Genomic DNA, 19,723 nt, shown 5'->3' on the forward strand with positions numbered 1-19,723 from the left:
CTCCATTATCCAAATATCAAAATTAATCCTTGTGCAACACCACCGCTTAGTGGTCCTAATAAAAAGTCATCGGCAACCCCTATTCCGGTGACGTCATCAGCAGCAACAGCAACCATGCCCACCATAGAGACAGTAATTAAAGCTGCTCCTGCTGCAGGCTCCCAGCTAATGACATATGGCTTACCTCTCGGTGGTTCCTTTGACCAATCCCAGTCGTGGTGATGTCCGCCGTTTTCGTCATGCGGATGTTTATCCGGTTGTCCGTGGTCACCATGATCATAATCGTGTTGGGGCCTTCGATCGGGGCCATATGTTCTTGTATCGCCATTGGGAGCTTTATAAGTGCTTCCCGGCTCACCTGTGTTAGGTCGACGATTTGATGTTTCAGCTGAAAAAACGTTTGAAACCACGGACTTAACCGTATTTACAACAGCCGTAACAGCTTGTCTCACGGTGTTGATAATAGAACTTGCAATGTTTTCAATCCATTGGGGCCAATGACCAGATGAATCTATCATATTTATAGGATTGTTATTGCAGTAGGAAAACAGATTACTCCCGTTTATCCCCGTACCGGGATTCAGTGTTGAATCCGTATTTAAAAATCTACCTGTATTCGGATCGTAGTATCTGCTGTTTAGATAATACATCCCGGCCTCGGAATCATAGAGAAGGACAAGTCCGTTTCCGTAATCGGAGTGCCACAGATTCCCGTTTCCGGAATAAAAGATATTTTTGATCAGATTTCTTGAACCGGCATTGATAATGGTTGTATTGCCGTAACCGTCACGTGCAAAGGTATAATCGAACCCGTTATGTATAATTTTATTCAGCCGGTCGGCTGAATCATAGTAATATTTGTTCTCCACTTCTCCGGCACTGCTCTGAGCATGGACAGATGTCAGCAAGTTACTGTTATTGGGATCTTCGTAATCGTAATATGTAAAGTACCCATTTGGGTCTTCTATGGAGCTGGTTATTCCGGTCGTGGAATTGACAGTGTACCGTGTCGTTTTTCCACGCTGGTCCACACTGGAAGTAATGTAGTTCTCTTTGGAATCGAAATACTGCGACGTCCCAATATACGGTTCTTCCGTAAGAAGATTGCCTTCCGCAGAAATAGTTCCCATATACGTGGTATTGATATTGCCGGAGTTATCGTAAGCGTAGAATTGCCCCGTGCTTGTAGTTGTACCCTCTTTTTTTTGACGTACAGATTTTAATCTGTGAGGATTTCCTCCTTGTTTCAAAGATGCTTCATAGGTCTACAGCGTCTATGCTGAGCTTGAAAATTGATTGATTGACTGTTCGATATGCAACGGGCGTCCCAAATCGGTTTTGGGACGGCCCGGATGGTCGAAAAAGGTCCAGCGAGAGCTGGATCCTTTTGATTGTGAAATGGTAAAGCCCTCGCTCTCCGGTAGCCTGTCTCATTCCTATCAGCCTCTTAAACTGATTGCTATATCGTGGAGTTGCCGGCAGACAAGCGCAGTCAACTGCCCGGTGGCAGCTATAAGGCCAAGATCATAAAGGATTTTTGAAAAATAAGATTTTCGTAAGAAATTTGTCAAAATCTCTTAAAACAAAAACTATTTTCATCTGATATAATAGATTGATTAGCCGGTCACTTATCCCCGCTCAAGTCCCGCGGAACCATCCCCGGGAATGCAGCTGATTGTGTCTTTACAGAAATATGCTCAAGAAGGGAAGTTACAATTTGGACAACCGGAACAGAAAAGAATATCAATATAAGAGGCCGCGAAAAAAGTATCCTTTCCTGCTGTTGCTGATTCTTCTGGCTGCGGCGGCCTTCCTGATACATTTTAGAGTGGTCCCGCTGGAACAGGATGTTCTTTCAGACAAATCATTATCACAGAAGTCCTCCTCTGCCGGGCTGGAAACGGGAACCATTCCCGAAGAGACGGCAGAGACGCTGCAGGCCATGGCGGCACAGAACCCAAAGGCTGGACCGATCCTGCAAAATCCGGGGCGTTACCCCGAAAGGCTTCTTGAATCGCTGGCCCGAAACCCGGAGCTTCTCGATTTCACACTGGATTATCCGGAGAAAAAAGGCACTTCGGCCAAAAACATCGACCTTTCCGGAAAGGACCGGCAGGGCCGGATTCCGCTTCTGATGCAATGGGACGAGGATTGGGGATACGCTTCCTATGGGGACGGAATTATTGCGCTGGATGGCTGCGGCCCTACCTGTCTTTCCATGGTTGCCGTCGGACTGACGGGAGATTCCGCCTTAAACCCTAAAGCGGTCGCCGAATTCAGCGAGAAAAACGGATATCTGGATGCAACCGGCAGCACACTTTGGACGCTGATGTCCAAGGGAGCGAAGGATTTGGGCCTTTCCTCTCGGGAAATCCCACTGGATGAAAGCCTTATGGCCCAGGAGCTTGCAAAGGGGCACCCGATCATCTGCAGCCTACGCCCGGGCGACTTCACAACGGTGGGGCATTTTATTGTTTTATACGGATATGAAAACGGAAATTTTCTGGTAAACGATCCGAACAGCAAAAGCCGCAGTGAGCAGGCATGGAGCTACGGGACATTAAAGCCCCAGATCCGGAATCTCTGGGCGTTCTCCACATAAATGATGGCCTCCGGCTTATGTACCGGGGCCATCATTTATTGGTATCCGATTATATAAAGCATGCCGGAGCCTAACTAACCAAACGCGTTTAAAAAAAAGCGTTTGGTTGTTTTTTTTATTTTGCTTTTATGCTGTGTCTTACAAACCATTCAGCCGTTCTTTAAGACCAAGTCTCTGGGCAAGCTGTTTTCTGGCTTCGTCATCCAGCGCCAAATTAGCGGTCCGATGATCTACAGGAACATATTCCACATAAATAATTGCTTTGTAGCCGCTGACGCTCAATTCGTCGATAAAAGAATCCGATAAAACCTCCATCAGGTTCTGTTTTGTCACCGTGACGGAAGCTCCGAATAACAGCTGCCTGTTATGTAGTTCCTGCAGCGCGGAGTGCAGTCGTTGATAAATCCCGGCCCCGCGTCGGGCATCCGTTGTCTCGCGATTTCCCTCAATGCTTACAATCGGGATTAAATTCCGTTTCTGATCCAGCAGCTCCAGATAGTTCTGATCAAACATCGTTCCGTTTGTAAAGACCGGGAACAAAATACTTGAATACTCTCCGGCTGTTTCCAGCACATCGCGTCGAACAAAGGGTTCACCGCCGGCCAGAAGAATAAACCCTATCCCTAAATCGGCTGCCTCCTGAAAAATGCTTTCCCACTGTTCCGCTCGCAAAAGCTGTTGGGCATTTTCGGCTGAATCTTGGTCATAGCAGCTATGGTTGGCTCTCGCATAGCAGCCTTTGCAATGCAAATTACATTGTGTAGTGATACTTGCAATGAGAAACGGCGGAATATGCTGTCCGTTTTTTTGCGCTGCCTGCCGTAGTTTGATAGACCGCTTGCTCTGCGCGGCATATTTCGCCATAAAACAACTCTCCTTTGGGTTGTACAGAATTGCTTTTAGAATACCCGATACGATATTCTCAACTCCGTCGGTCAAATACGATTCAAGATGAAAGGCTGCCTTCATTATCTTTTGCCCCCTTGAAATAAAGCTAGTGAGCGCTAGCTTGTCAAGGCATAAAACAAAGATCAGCTTTTGTCTAACTTTTTGGGATCATTTCAAATGGGCAGCGGGGTTACTTTCATGCATGTTCGTACCTCCCGCAGGTTTTTCCGTAGTTTAAGCCATGGTATCCTACAGCAATTCCATTTTAATTTACGAGACAAAACACGTTCCTCCCCCGCCTTTGGCGGGGGAGGAACGCAACCTTGTTGCAGAATCAACTGGAAATACTATAGAGAACGTCATTTCCGGATGAAAGGAGATGGCTTTCTGCCAGATTATTCTCCCATTACTTCCACAAATACTTTGCGAAGTTGAGGACCATCATATTCTACCAAATAGATTTCCTGCGCGCTACCGCATACAATTTTTCCATCAATGACAGGGAATAAACAATGGTTCCCAGTCAGAGCGCTTTTCAGATGGCCTTGGGAATTATTGCTGGTTGCTCCATAGGTTGGTAAAAAATGGGCGTGCAGATAAGGTGCATCCAGAGGAACTAAATTCTCCATCAGTTCACTCAGGTCCTGTTCCACACACGGCAATGCCTCGTTCACCATAATGCCTGTGGTGGTATGTGCAGTAATGACAGCTACAAGACCATTCTTTACTTTGCTTGTTTCTACAATTTGATGCACCTGATTGGTAATATTATAAAATTCCGAAACCTTTTTGCTGATATGCTGGATGGTTTTCACCACGACCATTGCTTTTTCACGCCCCCTTTCCGGATAAAAAACGCAGTGCGTTTTTGTAATATAGGTTTTCACGGGCAAAATCCCGCATGGGCACCTGATCCAATGCGCGTTTGATTTTAAAAGCCCGAAACCGGGGCCCATTGGAGGCGAACATTACCTGGTTGGGAAAGCAGCGTTCAAACCACATGGGCCCCATATCTTTAGTAAATAGTTCTGTCATTTGCCCCTCGGGCGAATCCACATACAGCAGAGATGTGTCCGTATATACATTCGGATATTTAATCATCAGCATGACCATCTCGCGCACCCATGGCCACGCAAAATGAGCAAGACAGACCCGCAGTTTCGGGTGGGCGATCAATACATCCTCAAAAACCATAGGATGACAGTATTTTGTGGGAGTATTCGGTTCCCAACTGAGACCGGAATGGAAAATAACAGGTTTATTTTCTTGTTCACAAAGCTTATAAATCGGTTCCATGATGGGGTCGTTCGGATAAAACTTTTGCTTAGCGGGATTCAGCTTCAGACCTTTTAAGTCCTGCTCCAAAAACGCCTTTCGCACGACATCCACAGCGTCCGCACGATGCGGGTCCACACTGGCAAAGCCAATAAATTTGTCTGGATACAGATTGCAGAGCGCCTTGACCTGGTTGTTGTCCACTATCCAGCCTCCCGCTGTAGTAGTTAGGTCAAGTGGAAGTAAGGCGACTTGCGTAATTCCGCAGATATTCCATTCAGCAAAAAGCTCTTCAAATCCCATGGGATCCTGCTTCCAGACCCCAAATGCGTTTTTACGAAACTCCACTTCAGTATCATCATTGCTGATTGGTCCGTAGAAAATAGGATGAATGTGCATGTCTATGAGCATTGAAGTTCTTTCCTCCTTTCGGTGTTTAGATCTCTTTAATAAATCGAACAGGTATTTAATACGGTTCGAACTTGGAAACAACTGCTGAAGAGACTTCCGCCCCTTTTTTCATACATTTCGGAATTTCCCAGCCATTGAGAATTCCATAAGTAAAACCGGCTATGTAGCTGTCCCCGGCACCGACGGTATTCACAACCTTTGCGGGTACGATCCCGTACTCATATAAGTTGGTTCCATCATAGCTGATAGATCCCAGTTCCCCCATGGTTGCCGTTACAATCTTTGGTCCATAGGAATAGATCTGTTTTACCCACTTTTTGATATGTTCATCTTTTTTTCCGTCATAAGAAAGAAATACATAATCCACATAGGGGAAGATTTTTTCACACTGATACTCCCGGTCTTCGCTGAAAACGGAGAAATCCATGACAACCTGTACTCCCTGAGCTTTCCAAGCCGGAAGACGATCCAGCACCTTACCGAAAAGATCGGTGTGCAACATGGTGTGCCGGCTCACGAACTCGAATTCTTTATCTGTAAGCGTATAGTCAGCCATGACTCCTTCAATTTCTTTCAGGTGTACCCTGTCCGTACCGTTCTTCAGGTCCATCATCATTTTGCAAGTGTCACCCCGCTCCACACGAAGATGACTGGTATCTATTTTTTCGGCGGCCAGAGCCTGCTTCATCTTTTCCCCATAGCTGTCGGTTCCAACGACGCTTACTACACTTACCGGCACTCCCATACGGGCCAGATGCACACCCCAGTCAACTCCGTTGCCCGTGGGATAAAATGTATTCAGTTTTTCATAAACGTCCGCGCAACAGAACCCTACCGCCGCAACCGTTTTATCCATAAATTTCATCTCCCAATGATCGAATCAATCGTAAGTCTTACCGTGTCCCCAGCTTCCCGCCAATCCGCAGGTTTCCGAGGCAAATCCCGCAGCAAACGACAGGCAATCTTGAATGACTTCGGGCCCGAACCTGCCGGCCTTTTGGTTGGCAAGATAGGTTACCAAAAAGGCTGTGATCAGGCTGTCTCCAGCCGCCATGGTGTCTACCAGATGTGTCACCGGTTTAATGCCCTGAGTATAGAACTGGTTGTCGTCAAGGGCGACACAGCCTTCATCCCCTCGGGACGCACATACGAACTTCGGACCCAGAGCCTTGACTTTTTCCAGCTTTTTATAGGTTTCTTGCAGCGTGATATCTCCGCAGGACATAAAGGCATAGTCCACCAGCGGGGCGATTTCCTCAAAGTATTCGTCGGTGGAGTCGTCAGAAAAGTCAAAACTGATCGGAACGCTGCTTGCCCTGGTCTTGGGCAGCTCCCTCTCCGTAAAGCAGTAATTGCCGGAATGAATCAGATCGAAGCCCTTCACATACTCAAGGGCGAACCGATCGAGCACATAGCGCATATCTCCCCGAATTCCACCCGCATTAGACCCCAGGAATATCCGATCTCCGTTATCCGGATTCACCGTAACCCGTGCCGCGCCGTTCTCCCCTACGACCTGCCGGCATCGGGCAAGTTCCACCCCTTCTTGCTGTAAGGAAGTAATGACATGTTCAGCTGCTTCGTCCGACCCGAAGATTCCCATGTAGGCGCTTCGCTCAACGCCAAGCTTTTTAGCGAATACGGCAAAGTTCACCGCATTTCCACCCGGGTACATGATTCTCATATGCTCATATTTGTCCACCACATTATCGCCAAAGCCAAGGACCCGAACAGGATAATTCGACATAATGATGACCCCTTTCAAAATTAATAGTTTTCGACGCCCATGTACCGGCGAATTTCAGGTGAATGATTGAATCGCTTGCCACGGGCGGCGCGAAGCTCCACGTTCATCGCGTAAAACAGGGCGGGTTCCAGATAGGCGCGAACGCCTGCGTCCACGTCCGCCATACCGTATTCCATGGCATCCAAAACCATCAATCGATCCGTATGGGTTTTCAGGAAGGACAATGCGCGTTCATCCATCACACGGCTCTCGCTGGACGACATCTGTAAGAAGTAGAAAACACCCTCTTCTGTGCACTCAAAAGGACCGTGAAAATATTCTGCGGAGTGTAAATAACAGCAGTTCTGGCGCTGCATTTCCATCAGGCTACAGATGGCGAAGCCATAGGTCTGGCTGAAGGTGGCTCCGGAGCCCAGAATATAAAAGAATTTATTTTCCTGGCATCGGTCCGCGAACTTTTCGCTCAACTCGGCGTTGACCTTTTTTTTAGATTTTTCGATAATACCATCAATCTTTTTCAGACCGTCCATCAAAGCGTCGTATTTCGGAAACCCTTCCTGCGCTTTGATCAGTTCCGCGGCCAGCATGGGGCAAATACCAAGGGGGACCTCAGCAGTCGGCACCTGATCTCCCCATGGATATACCCATGTTATAAATCGGGGGTCATCTACCTTTGAGCCGGTTTTGTCCGTAAGGGTTATTACGGCGGCGCCCCTTTCATACGCGAGAACAGCCGCGTCCATGGCTTCCTGCGTGTTGCCGGAATGACTGCATACGATCACCAAACTGTGTTTACTCAGCTTTTTGGGCGGCGTAACCGAAAATTCTTTGGCTGTATACCAGCCAGAGGATGTCTTCCCACTTTCAGCATTTATCATGTAATGAGAAGGGTATAGGTCAATAAGGCTTCCTCCGCACGCGACCCAATAGATTTCGGTAATTTCTCCATGTTCAGCCAATACCTTGCTGATTACTTCATTTGTTTTCATGCAATTTGTCTCCTTTTAGAATAAATAAAAGTGGAAAATAGGCTTAGTCTTCGATATAACGTTCAAAGTTTTGCATATTCCTCATATCTGCAGCCATGGGATCCAAATAATACCGATTGTCGGTGATCTCCTGCCCAAGATAACCTTGGTAACCGTGCCGGTTTAAGGACTCAATGAACCGACCAAGATGGTGATTGCCGTCTCCCCAGATCAAGTGCCCGTAGGGAGTTCCGTCGATAAAATGCATGTGACGGACGTCGTTTCCCAGCGCATCAAACCACTGATCCAGCGTTTCGTTCGCTACTCCCATAGCGCATGTGTCCACCATCGCCTTAAGATTGGGATGACAGACCTGGTCCAGCATTTTTTTCGCGCTCGGCAAGTCAATGACCAGCTGGCTTTCTTCCGGCCGGACAGCCTCCATTACAAGCGTGATTCCCTCCGCGGCTGCCAACTCCGCCAACCGGTAGAGCATGTCGGCGCTGCGCTGCCACGCCTCATCTCTCTCTTCATTCCAGTATCCCCAGCCGGAGTTTACTTCCATATAGTCACATCCCAGCTCGTTGGCCAGCCGAATGCCGTTTGCAAAATACTGGAACGATCGTTCCCGATGCTCTTTCTCCTTTGCACTAAACTGATAAGGATAAGTGCAGTTTTCCGGGGTCAGCACATGGACGGAAAGCCCTCTCCGGCTGATCTTGCCGGAAATTTCTTTCGCGTCATAATACCGCATATGATCCAGCCATACATGCGGTGCCGCACACCAGAGCTCAATGCTTTTAAAGCCGCAGCGCTGCTGCGAATCAAGGAAATAATCCAACGAATAATTTACATAATGGATATTCATTCCAGCAATCTGTTCGCGACGGATTTTTGGAGTAGCCATGGTCATTTCCTCCTTATTAGTCTGAAAAATACGGCTCAAACGCTTTGAAATTGCGGATATCCGCTTCGGCGGGAGCGTCAAAGTAACGGCCGTCCGTAATTTCCTGACCCAATAGCCCTTCGTATCCGAATTCATTCAGTACGTTCAGATAACTTTCCAGCGGGTACAGGCCGTCTCCCCAGACCAGATGCCCATAAGGCCGGCCATCGATAAAATGGCAGTGGACAATTTCTCTGCCAAGCGCCTGAAACCACTGGCGGGGCGTTTCACCCGCCACCCCCATGGCAACGGTATCCAGCCCGGCTTTCACTTGGGGGCTGTTTACATCTTTGAGAATCCTTACCAGCTCCGGCAAAGTCGTGCACAGATGGCTTTCTTCCGGCCGCACGGTTTCGACGGCAAGCGTAACGCCATAATCGGCTGCGGTTTTTGCGAGCAGAGAGAGGCTGCGGACAGCCCGGTCGTAGGAACAGCCATACTCCTCGTCGAATAAAGCACCAATGCAGTTCGTAAGCAGCTTCGTAGCACCCATTCGGGAGGCCGCCTCCATTCCCCGCTTAAAATATTCCATGCTTCTGTCGTGAAATCCGCCTTCCGGCGCACACATGGTGTAGTAATACACCGCACATTCCGGTGTAAAACAGCCGATCGTCATCCCGCGCTCTTCCACTTTTCGGCGGATTTCGGCAGGATCCTGGTACCCCGTTTCATCCATCAGGTAATGAGGCGCCATCCCCAGCAACTCAATGGTTTTGTACCCTGCTTTTGCATGGGAATCCAGCATGTAATCCAGCGGATAGTATACATAGTGAATTCCAATCGCCGCAAGCTGTTCCCGTGTAATCCGTGCCATATCGGAACCTCCTTCTTACAGTAAATAATATGGGTCGTTGTATCCCCATGCTGTGAATCACAGCGCCTCGTACACGATGCGTCCATCCGAGATGGTAAGGTCAACCTTGAAATTCCGAATCTCTTCTTCAGAATGGCGAAACACATTGCCGCTCAGGACGGTAATATCCGCCAGCTTGCCAGGCTCCAAGGTCCCCAGCCGGTCTTCGTTGTAACAGTTATACTGGCCGTTGCGAGTCCACGCGGAGAGCATTTCCGTTATGGTCAGCATATTTTGCGGGTTATAGGTACCGCCGTCGGCGAAGTGGCCGCCGCAGCCGCACCAGATAGACTCCGGTACGCTGGGCAGGAGCAAAGGCAGATCGGTGCCGCAGGAGACAACCATGCCGCTGTCCCACATTTTGCGCCGGTTCCAATAGTTTATACCCCGGTCACCGCCCAACTGGTTGTCGATCATTTCCAGCACATCGTCCTTATTGTCCAGCGATTGGATCTGAGCGTATACCTCCGCAATTCCGCCCATGCGCCCGAATTTTTCAAGGTCCGCCGGGTTGGAGTACTCCAGGTCTGTAATAGCGTGACGGTTTTTCAGCCGGCCCTGCTCGTCTTTCAGGCAGGAATTGAATAAGTCTACCGTGTTCCGGATCGCGCCGTCGCCCTGACAGTGTAACGAGTAGCGGAACCCATTTTCATCGGCGAGATGGGTCTCGCGTTCAATCAGCTCCCATTCCACCGGCACCGTGTTGGTACAACCGGGATGTGATTTGTACGGTTCGATCAGCTCAGCCATGGAGGATGGTACCGATCGGTCCGTCATTCGGTTAAAGCCTGAAAAAGAGACAAATGGTCCCTGAAAGCGCCTTCTCATTGCTTTCGCATGTTCAATATTGATACCCTCGCCCACTGGCTGACTCATCATAGAAATTCTCAGCGTCAGAGCGTCTTCCTTTTCCAATTGCTCTATTACATCTGCGAATCCATAGTAAGTATCAAAGGTCATTTCCTTGATGGTGGTGACTCCCCGGGCATTCAGCATAGCCATATATTCCTTGTATTTATCTTTCATACAAGGCAGCTGCAAATATTCCCGAATCATCTTCCAAGTCATCTCGGCATAGCATTTTTCCGGGCCGAAGCCATAGCACCGGCGGGCTGCGGCGTTCATCCAGCAATTCCCTCTGTCCGGCGTAAACACGACCACCGGCTTATCCGGCCAAGTTCGGTCGAGCAGATTCGGATCGGTGATTTTAAAATGGTCCGCCTTCCAGCCGTAGCCAAACAAAGCACTTCCAACGGGCGCTTCAAGCTCATATTTTTTTAAGGCCGCCACACCTTCGACGTCAGAACGCACACCGGAAAAATCGGCACCCAGGCTTAACAGCGCCCAACCCGAAAAAAATGTGTGAACGTCCGTAAACCCTGGACAGACCAGCCGATCTCCCAAATCCAGCAATTGATTTGCTTTCTTTTTCCAGGGGCCGCTTTCACTTTTTGGTCCTACCGCGGCAATGCGGTTTCCTTCAATAGCAACAAAACCGCTGATTGGTTGTTGCCCGATAGAAGGAAATACGCAGTCCGACAGAAGGAGCAGACAATCTTCACGCTCTTTCACGAAGATGCATCACCTTTCTGTATTTGATGCTAAAATTATAACATATTATAACGTTATAATACAATATAAAACTATCTAAATTATTTAGAAATTTTTTGTGAATAATTTAGAATCATCCGATTATCGAAAAAACATCCAGCGTAAAAAAAGGCGCCACAAAATGAATGGGCCTTCATTTTGCGGTACCCCTTTTTCGAAAAAACGACCGGTTGATATATTTTTCCATTGTGGAGCAGCGCCTTCCGGATAAAAAGTGCTAAAAATCCGAACGTACGAAAATTAGAAACTAAATACAAACCGACTGCCCACAATATACTGACGCCCGATCAAAAGAGGCTGATTGCTCTGGTCCAAAAAGTACGCGTTCATATAAAAAAGGGGGTCACCCGTAATCACATCCAAATAGGTTGCCAATTCCGTGGAAGCCCGAACAATTTCCAATGTGGTCTGGCTGGTAGACGTCGGCGTTCTGTCAAATGTATTTTTCAGATAATCAAACAAAGAGGCGTCATTCAATTCATTGGGGTTTAGAGTCCTAAAGGAATTATAGGGAAAAAAGGAGTTTTCCATCATAATTGGCTCACCGTCCGCAGTACGCACCCGCTGCAAATAGAGTACATTCTCATCCGATTCCAGCGCGAAAAAACGTTTTTCGTCCGCTCGCGCTGGGCAGCGCTGAACCGTGAGCACCTGGGCGCCGGGCACCATACCGCAAGCGCGGCAGGCTTCGGAAAATCCCATAACATCGCCCATCTGCTTGATCTTGCGATTCATTTTCCGGGGACTTACAAAGGTTCCCTTCCCCTGCTGCTTAACCAGATATCCTTCCGTACACAACTCTTCAATCGCCCTGCGTACGGTTATGCGACTAACGTGATACAATTCTGAAAGTTCCATCTCCGACAGAATTTTTTCGCCGGGGACATATTTATTGCTTAATATTCCAACTTTGATTTCTTCCATTAACTGTTGGTACAAAGGGGTGAGGGAGCCGTCATTCAACTGCGTGCTCATACCAACGACACCTGCTTTCCATATTATAATAGTTTTATTTATTCTACCGCATTTTTAAAAATTCTGCAAGGCAATCAATTATAATATATAAATTAATTGATTAAAAAAGTAATCTTATTGTATATAAATAATAATTACGTAATATATCGATATATAATTATATAAAATATTATGTTGCTTCGTAAAAAGGGAGCTTTCCGCGTCGGTTATTAAGGAACCGTATCTTCAAGCGCGGATAAAGCGAAGAAAGGATGGATTTTTATGCAGCCGTGTATTTTATGTAATCAAAATGCTGTTCGGGAAATCGAGCTTTACATCAAAGGAGAAAAGCACCGCTACACGATCTGCGCCAAATGTGTTGCCGCAGTGTTGAAAAAAGAACGCACCAACTTGTTTTTCTTCGCCGCCATGCTGATATGTTGGCTGATGCCCATTCAGAACGGTTTTATGTCTTTCTCCGGCATATTGGGTACGATCATTGGCTTGTATGGGTTTGCAAGGCTTATATTGCTGGTGGCCGCCCGCGTTTATCTGCGGTTTGGCAACGACATACCGGATTGGATATGGAAGGGCGCAATGGGCAAACTGTATGCGCAGGAAGCCGTGGCTGACCAATTAAAACGAGAGTTGAATGAACAGTATGTGCAAACACCTAGGGAATTTGAACGAAATCCATTTAACCCATCTGCAAATTGACGAATTTTCAGAGATAATTTTGTAATGATAAACAAAATATAATTTGAATGTTGACATTCCTTTAATCACGTTTTACTATTTATATGACATCATAATACGTCTTTAGATGTCGTATTACTGTATATCCAAAACAATGGATATCATTAGAGGAGGATTTGCATGTTGACAAAGAGAAAAAAATTGGAATTGCCTCATGTTTACACGATTGCGTTTTTGCTGATTATTTTGGCCGCAATCATGACATGGGTGATTCCCAGCGGCCAGTTTGATCATAAGACGGTCTCCACGGCCGCCGGTGAACGAGAAGTTGCCATAGCCGGCACATACCATCAGATTGATAAGGTGGATGCCGACGGCAATGACCTGCGTCAGAGTCTGGCCGACATATTGATGGCCCCGACCCGCGGAATTCAGGCCGCCAGCGACGTAGTGGCGTTTGTATTGCTGATCGGGGGCGCCTTTGCCCTTGTAACCAAGACCAACGCTATTAATGCCGGGATGAGCCGCGTCATTAAAAAAATGAAGGGAAAAGATATTTTAATTATTCCCGTCATAATGCTTTTATTCAGCATCGGCGGCACTACATTTGGCATGTCGGAAGAAGCATTGCCGTTTTACGCGATTTTTATACCAATTATCATGGGGTTAGGATATGACTCCATGACAGCTTTTATGGTGGTCTTTCTCGGTCCGCAAATGGGCTATATCGGCTCGACCGTAAACCCCTTCAACGTATTGATTTCCCAAGGGATCGCGAATATCTCCGGCAACCCCCAGCTGTGGTTCCGCTTTATTCAATACGTAATTTTCACCGTGGTAGGTATTATCTGGGTCATGAGGTATGCCAGAAAAGTTAAGAAAGATCCCACATCTTCCATTACTTACCAAGACGATATTTTAAAGCGCAGGGACTTTTCCGTCATGGAAAGCGACGCCGCCGAGATTCCTTTCACTCTGCGTCAGAAGCTGGTCCTCCTGGTGTTTGCCTGCGGAATGGGCATTATTGTCTGGGGACTGATTACCAAAGGCTGGTATATGGATGAAATCAGCATGGTATTTTTGGGAATTGGCTTGCTTTCCGGAATTGTTGGCGGCCTGACCGAAAAAGAGATGGCGGAAGAATTTGTGAAGGGCATGGGTGAATTTGTATATGCGGCCGTCATCATCGGCATCGCCCGAGGCATTCTTGTGGTAGCCGACGGTGGCATGATTGTCGATACCATTCTGAATTCTCTGGCAAATTTGCTGGCCGGCGTTCCGGTTGCAGTGTTTACGACCCTGATGTATCTCGCTCAGGGACTGTTAAGCCTGTTGGTACCCTCCTCCTCCGGTCTTGCCGCTTTGACAATCCCCGTTATGGCGCCTCTTACCGATCTGATGGGCGTTAATCCGGAAGCGGCCGTTACTGCTCTGTGCATCTCAAACCAGACGATCAACACCATTTCTCCAACTGCCGGAATGACGGTTGCTGGCTTGGCAGTGGCCAGGATCAGCTTCCCGCAGTGGTGGAAAACCTGCTGGAAATTTATGATTGTTGTTATATTGCTGGGCATTGTTTTTACCGCGATTTCCGGAATGCTGCCTTTGGTATAAAAAGTAGAGATATTGACTCCCACCGATTTTACCAAAAATCAACCTTGTTTAAACTGTACCCAACGCAAATTGAGGGACGTAGATTTTTTCTTCGTCCCTCAATTATTTTATGAAGCCATGCAGAAAGTTCCCGCTCTTATAGATGCCGGTCATGATGGGACCGGGCAACGCTGTATTAGCCTGAATGCCCAGCAGATCTGAATCATATATGGCAGTTTTTTATATCATTATAAAGATTCCGCTTCCCTTGATGCGGCGATGGCGTCGGCACTAACAAAAGCGTTCCGCGAACAGACAAAGAAGCTGATCGATGGCAGGCTCATCACCGACATTCATATCTATATGGACCTTCCAAAAACACAAAAAATTTTTTCAACGCCCGATACGTCCGGTATCTTCCTGCCGATGAATGAGGCCCAGGGGGCCTACTGGTACGGCATTTTCAAGGGAGACCCCGCCTATAACGTTCTGTACTGTCCCTCCTTTTATCTCAGCCCTTACGAAATAAAAAATTATGGCGATTTGGCCTACATCACGAAATCCTCTGTCTTTTTTGAGGGAGAATACCGCACCTGTTATACCGCCGTCTATTATTCCAAGGATTCCCTGACCCGCCTTTTGACGGATAACCTGACCTCTCAGAGCAGTGTGGCCTATCTCATCAATGAAAGAAACAGCCTGATCGCCACCTCCGATCAGGCTCTTACGGGAATTTACCATTTTGAATATAACACGGTGCGAAATTCGTTCATGTCCTCCAACAATTTTATCCTGAAGACCGTGTTGGATAAAGACGTGTATGCGGGCTTTTACAATATCCGGAAAGCCGAATGGTTCATGGTGGTCATCATGCCCTCCCAGCCGATTGTTGTCAAAAGCATCTGGATGATGGTAGGTTTTCTACTTGTTTATCTGGCCTGTATCGTGATCGCCTTTTTTATCGCTACCCTGCTTTCGCATTCCATTACGAACCGGATTTCTTCGGTAATCAACCAAATGGCAAAGGTACGCACCGGCCCGCCCGCGGCTTTGCCCGCTTCCGACAGCCACGACGAGATCGGTAATCTGATCGATACCTATAACTACATGACAAAAGCCATGAATCAGCTGATTGAGGAACAGGCGAAGGCGTCTGAAGACCTTCGAATCGCAGAATTCAATTCGCTTCAGGCACAGATCAACCCTCATTTCCTTTACAACACCATGGACATGATCAACTGGCTCGCACAGCAGGGCCGTGCGGAAGAGGTCTCCAAAGCCGTACAGGACCTTTCCCGCTTTTACAAGCTGACTTTAAGCCGTAAGGAACCAATCAGCACAATTGAAGATGAAATTGAGCATGTGGAAACGTATGTCCGGCTGCAAAATATGCGGTTCAACGGTATTTTCAATTTTTTAATTGATATTCCGGACTATCTGATGGACTATTCCATACCCAAGCTGACACTGCAGCCAGTGGTGGAAAATGCCATCCTCCATGGTATTCTGGGAAAAATCCCTAAAACAGGCACGATCGTCCTGACCGGATGGCTGGAGGAAAACACCGTAGTCCTCCTGATTTCTGATGATGGCGTAGGAATTCCTCCCGAAAAGCTGCCCGCCATTCTTGCGGGAAAAGGAGACAGCAAAACAGGCACCAACGTTGCGATTTACAATACCCACCGCCGATTGCAGCTGTTCTACGGGCCTAAGTACGGCCTTACCTACAAAAGCATTCCCGGCGAGGGGACCGATGTCGAAATCCGTCTGCCAGGCGATTTTAAAGCCCCGCATCAGACAGATGTTTAGGAGCTGTGATTTGTTTTTCTCCTGTTTCAAGGCTTCCCATCTCTTTTTGGAGCGGGTCACGGATAAATTTCCGATCCCCGTTCTTTTGTGTGACGCACGAAAATGTACGCTGTCACAGCAGCCCTTTAAATGCGGAGCAGTGCAAAACACGGCGAATCTTTTTGCGAACACAGTCAATGTATTTTTGATGATACTCTTCATGCTGGTGTCATCAGGGAAACTATTTGCTATCATGAGCTTGACCGTATATAATAAGAGAATATGAGTACCTAATTGGCGGGCGGCCATAGGGGAAGCCGATAGTCGCTATGGACTTTTGAGGTGATCGAAATGAAATACCGTATCAGTGATGTGGCTCGGATCCTAGGAATAACACCGGGGGCATTGCACTTTTTTGAGAGCGAAGATATTATAAAAACAAAAAAGGAAAACAATGGGTACCGTTATTATGACGAAGAGGATATATTTCGTTTGCTGTCTTACTTTAAATATCATTCCATGGGCATTCCGCTCAAGGATATCGGAAAACAGTTCAGCGGAAAAGAAAAAGACCGCAATAAGGTAATTGAACGCGTTCGGCAGAGCCGGGATAAAAGTATACAAAAAATCGCTTATCACCAGCATCTCTGTCAACTGATTGAGGATTATCTGAGCGAATGCGATAAAATCCCGGTGCTGTTGGGAAACTACGAATTTTCCCAAAGCCCGGAGTTGGTTTTTGTAAATTTTGGACAGTATGGCTGGATTTCTCCTCAGAAGCATCAACAGGAACAAATTCACAGATGGGTCGACGCCATGCCTGCGACACGTCTTTCCGTTCTTTGCACCGAATGGGAGAATCAGCCCTATCAATCAATAGCCGCCCTCGGTTATTCAATAAGGCCCAGGGAAGCGGAAAAGTTGAATTTACCATACGACGAAGAAAACACAATTGTTCTGCCTCCCCTTCCCTGCTATCATACGATCGTGATTGCCGATTCGGATTTTGCTTACTCACCCGGAAAAATTTTCGTTGAAACCTTACAGAACATCCGCAAGCGTAATCTGACTCCCTCTTCCGCGCCTTTTGGAAATATCCTGCTGGTGGATGTGGACGGTCTTGTCACGCACCCCATTGTGGAATTATGGTTTCCCATCCGGTAATACTATAATGGAAATGGAAAAGCACTTCCCCTCCTGCGTTTATACGCGGGAACCGGGAAGTGCTTTTTACTAAAAATTTTAATATATCCCTTGACTTAATAGTGACTATTGACATTATACTTGTATCGTTATTAAATTAACAGCGCAACATCGCAAAATGGTCAATCAGCAAAGGTTAAAATTCAAATGAGGTGATTGGAATGAACAAAGAGTACCAGTTATTGTTTGAGCCGATTAAGATCGGCACAGTGGAACTGAAGAACAGATTTTGTCTTGCCCCGATGGGTCCGCTTGGGCTTGCCGACGCGGAAGGCGGTTTTAACCAGCGTGGAATCGATTATTACACGGAACGGGCAAAGGGCGGAACGGGCCTGATTATTACCGGCGTTACCTTTTCGGACTGCAAAGTGGAAAAGCAGAGCATGCCGAACTGCCCGAATTCCACCTATAACCCCGTCCATTTTGTGAGAACCAGCCGCGAAATGACGGAGCGGATCCATGCTTACGGAAGCAAGGTCTTTCTTCAGATGTCGGCCGGTTTCGGCCGTGTGACGATCCCTACGAATCTGGGGGATTTTCCTCCGGTGGCGCCGTCTCCGATCCAGCACCGGTGGCTGAACAAAACCTGCCGTCCGTTGGAAGTGGAAGAGATCAAAAGCATTGTCAAATCGTTCGGCGACGGAGCCTTTAATGCAAAGCGCGCCGGGTTTGACGGCGTTCAGATTCATGCCGTGCACGAAGGTTATCTGCTGGATCAGTTCGCCATATCAATGTTTAACCAGAGAACGGACGAATATGGCGGATCGCTCGAGAACCGGCTTCGCTTTGCAAGGGAAATTGTGGAAGAAATCAAGTCCCGCTGCGGAGAAAATTTCCCTATCTCCCTGCGCTTCAGCCTGAAGAGCATGATCAAGGACTGGCGTGAAGGCGCTTTACCAGGAGAAGAATTCGTCGAAAAGGGCCGTGACATTGAAGAGGGCCTTGAAGCGGCGAAGCTTCTGGTGAAGTATGGCTATGATGCGCTGGATGTGGATGTCGGAACCTATGACGCGTGGTGGTGGAACCATCCGCCGATGTACCAGAAAAAGGGTCTCTACATTCCATATGCGAAAATGGTAAAAGACGCGGTTGACGTTCCCGTATCCTGTGCCGGCAGAATGGACGACCCGGATACGGCGTTGAAAGCAATCAAAGAGGGCGTCTGCGATATTATCAGTCTCGGCAGGCCGCTTCTGGCTGATCCCTGCTATGTCAATAAATTGAGAGCAGGTAAACCGGACGAGATACGCCCGTGTATTTCCTGCCAGGAAGGCTGTATGGGCCGCATACAGGAATATTCGGCGCTCAACTGCGCGGTAAATCCTCAGGCTGCCCGCGAGCGTTTCACCGCGTATACGCCGGTTGCAAAATCCAAAAAGGTGCTGATTGTCGGCGGAGGCGTAGCCGGCTGCGAGGCGGCCCGTGTTCTTGCCCTGCGGGGCCATCAGCCGGAAGTGTTCGAGCAGACCGCTAGGCTGGGAGGGAACCTGATTCCCGGAGGTACACCGGACTTCAAGGAAGACGACCGGAAATTAGCACAATGGTATACGCATCAATTGAAGCTGCTGAATGTTCCCGTAACTTTCAACACCAGAATCACAAAGGAATTCGTACTATCCAAAGATTACGACGCTGTGATCGTTGCCACCGGTTCGACCCCAAAAGTCATTTCTCTCGGAGACGACGCCCATGTCTACACGGCAGCCGACGTACTCAACGGGGAGAAGGATTCCGGGAAGTCGACAGTGATCATCGGCGGCGGTCTTGTCGGATGTGAAACCGCGCTGTGGCTGGCGCAGCGGGGCAAAAAGGTCAGAATCGTCGAAGCGCTCGACAAGCTTCTGGCGGTCAATGCACCGCTTTGCCATGCGAACAGCGAGATGCTCGAACGGCTGATTCCTTATAACAACATCGAAACGATTACCTCCGCGAAGGTCACCGGGTACGACGGCGGAAAGCTGTCTGTCAGTGTAAACGGGAAAGCGGAAGAGCTGGATTGTGACAGCGTGATCCTGTCCATCGGCTACAAACCCGAGGACTCGCTGTACCGTCAGGTCGAATTCGATGTGCCTGAAGTTTACCTTCTGGGAGATGCAAAGAGCGTAGCAAATATTATGTATGCTATATGGGATGCTTTTGAGGTTGCTAATAATATCTGAATTCAATCTTTACACCGAAACTGAACAGG

The 19,723-nt window shown here is 47.8% G+C and carries 17 protein-coding genes; 6 read left to right on the forward strand and 11 right to left on the reverse strand.

What is annotated here, in order from left to right; all coding sequences use genetic code 11:
* Window positions 1–5 precede the first annotated feature (5 nt).
* Entirely contained in the window at window positions 6–1,250 is a 1,245-nt protein-coding gene (locus ACRQU7_RS14785) for an RHS repeat-associated core domain-containing protein (RefSeq protein WP_444641542.1), read from the reverse strand.
* A 467-nt stretch (window positions 1,251–1,717) separates the two neighbouring features.
* Here ACRQU7_RS14785 and ACRQU7_RS14790 point away from each other — a divergent pair, with 467 nt between their 5' ends.
* Window positions 1,718–2,602 carry a C39 family peptidase gene (locus tag ACRQU7_RS14790; protein WP_444641543.1) on the forward strand — a complete coding sequence of 295 codons (885 nt, stop codon included), beginning with the start codon at window positions 1,718–1,720 and terminating at the stop codon, window positions 2,600–2,602.
* A 138-nt stretch (window positions 2,603–2,740) separates the two neighbouring features.
* Here ACRQU7_RS14790 and ACRQU7_RS14795 read toward each other — a convergent pair whose 3' ends face one another.
* From ACRQU7_RS14795 to ACRQU7_RS14840, 10 genes are all read right to left on the reverse strand, one after another.
* The gene (locus tag ACRQU7_RS14795) at window positions 2,741–3,571 is read right to left on the reverse strand and encodes a radical SAM protein (RefSeq protein ID WP_444641544.1); all 831 of its coding nucleotides are present in this window, start codon (window positions 3,569–3,571) and stop codon (window positions 2,741–2,743) included.
* 314 nt (window positions 3,572–3,885) lie between these two features.
* Window positions 3,886–4,314, reverse strand: coding sequence for a secondary thiamine-phosphate synthase enzyme YjbQ (locus tag ACRQU7_RS14800; RefSeq protein ID WP_444641545.1), 429 nt, complete (start codon window positions 4,312–4,314; stop codon window positions 3,886–3,888).
* Between the two features lie 7 nt (window positions 4,315–4,321).
* The gene (locus tag ACRQU7_RS14805; RefSeq protein WP_444641546.1) at window positions 4,322–5,176 is read right to left on the reverse strand and encodes an amidohydrolase family protein; all 855 of its coding nucleotides are present in this window, start codon (window positions 5,174–5,176) and stop codon (window positions 4,322–4,324) included.
* Between the two features lie 55 nt (window positions 5,177–5,231).
* A complete protein-coding gene (frlD, locus tag ACRQU7_RS14810) occupies window positions 5,232–6,032 on the reverse strand; it encodes a fructoselysine 6-kinase (RefSeq protein WP_444641547.1) in 801 nt (266 codons plus the stop codon).
* 24 nt (window positions 6,033–6,056) lie between these two features.
* Window positions 6,057–6,923 (reverse strand): PfkB family carbohydrate kinase, encoded by an 867-nt coding sequence (locus tag ACRQU7_RS14815; RefSeq protein WP_444641548.1) that lies wholly within the window; start codon window positions 6,921–6,923, stop codon window positions 6,057–6,059.
* Window positions 6,924–6,943: 20 nt separating this feature from the next.
* Complete coding sequence (locus tag ACRQU7_RS14820; RefSeq protein WP_444641549.1) at window positions 6,944–7,912, reverse strand: SIS domain-containing protein; 969 nt, start codon at window positions 7,910–7,912, stop codon at window positions 6,944–6,946.
* Window positions 7,913–7,955: 43 nt separating this feature from the next.
* Window positions 7,956–8,798 carry a sugar phosphate isomerase/epimerase family protein gene (locus ACRQU7_RS14825; RefSeq protein WP_444641550.1) on the reverse strand — a complete coding sequence of 281 codons (843 nt, stop codon included), beginning with the start codon at window positions 8,796–8,798 and terminating at the stop codon, window positions 7,956–7,958.
* A gap of 16 nt (window positions 8,799–8,814) precedes the next feature.
* Window positions 8,815–9,651: a sugar phosphate isomerase/epimerase family protein gene (locus tag ACRQU7_RS14830; RefSeq protein WP_444641551.1), complete on the reverse strand. Its 837-nt coding sequence runs from the start codon at window positions 9,649–9,651 to the stop codon at window positions 8,815–8,817.
* Between the two features lie 57 nt (window positions 9,652–9,708).
* Window positions 9,709–11,262, reverse strand: a complete 1,554-nt coding sequence (locus tag ACRQU7_RS14835; RefSeq protein WP_444641552.1) for an amidohydrolase — start codon at window positions 11,260–11,262, stop codon at window positions 9,709–9,711.
* 279 nt (window positions 11,263–11,541) lie between these two features.
* Window positions 11,542–12,276, reverse strand: a complete 735-nt coding sequence (locus tag ACRQU7_RS14840) for a GntR family transcriptional regulator (RefSeq protein WP_444641553.1) — start codon at window positions 12,274–12,276, stop codon at window positions 11,542–11,544.
* A gap of 261 nt (window positions 12,277–12,537) precedes the next feature.
* On the opposite strand from ACRQU7_RS14840, the gene ACRQU7_RS14845 reads away from it, so the two are divergent.
* The 5 genes from ACRQU7_RS14845 to ACRQU7_RS14865 all read left to right on the forward strand — a co-directional run bounded on the left by ACRQU7_RS14845 (window position 12,538) and on the right by ACRQU7_RS14865 (window position 19,694).
* Window positions 12,538–12,972: a hypothetical protein gene (locus tag ACRQU7_RS14845; protein WP_444641554.1), complete on the forward strand. Its 435-nt coding sequence runs from the start codon at window positions 12,538–12,540 to the stop codon at window positions 12,970–12,972.
* A gap of 159 nt (window positions 12,973–13,131) precedes the next feature.
* On the forward strand, window positions 13,132–14,565 hold the full coding sequence (locus tag ACRQU7_RS14850) for a YfcC family protein (protein WP_444641555.1): 1,434 nt from the start codon (window positions 13,132–13,134) through the stop codon (window positions 14,563–14,565).
* Between the two features lie 258 nt (window positions 14,566–14,823).
* Window positions 14,824–16,353, forward strand: a complete 1,530-nt coding sequence (locus ACRQU7_RS14855; protein ID WP_444641556.1) for a sensor histidine kinase — start codon at window positions 14,824–14,826, stop codon at window positions 16,351–16,353.
* Window positions 16,354–16,683: 330 nt separating this feature from the next.
* On the forward strand, window positions 16,684–17,496 hold the full coding sequence (locus tag ACRQU7_RS14860; RefSeq protein WP_444641557.1) for a MerR family transcriptional regulator: 813 nt from the start codon (window positions 16,684–16,686) through the stop codon (window positions 17,494–17,496).
* 200 nt (window positions 17,497–17,696) lie between these two features.
* On the forward strand, window positions 17,697–19,694 hold the full coding sequence (locus ACRQU7_RS14865) for an oxidoreductase (protein WP_444641558.1): 1,998 nt from the start codon (window positions 17,697–17,699) through the stop codon (window positions 19,692–19,694).
* Window positions 19,695–19,723 lie beyond the last annotated feature (29 nt).

Origin of the sequence: Caproiciproducens puteiluti (assembly GCF_052442865.1) — a bacterium.
Taxonomy (GTDB): Bacteria; Bacillota; Clostridia; order Oscillospirales; family Acutalibacteraceae; genus Caproiciproducens.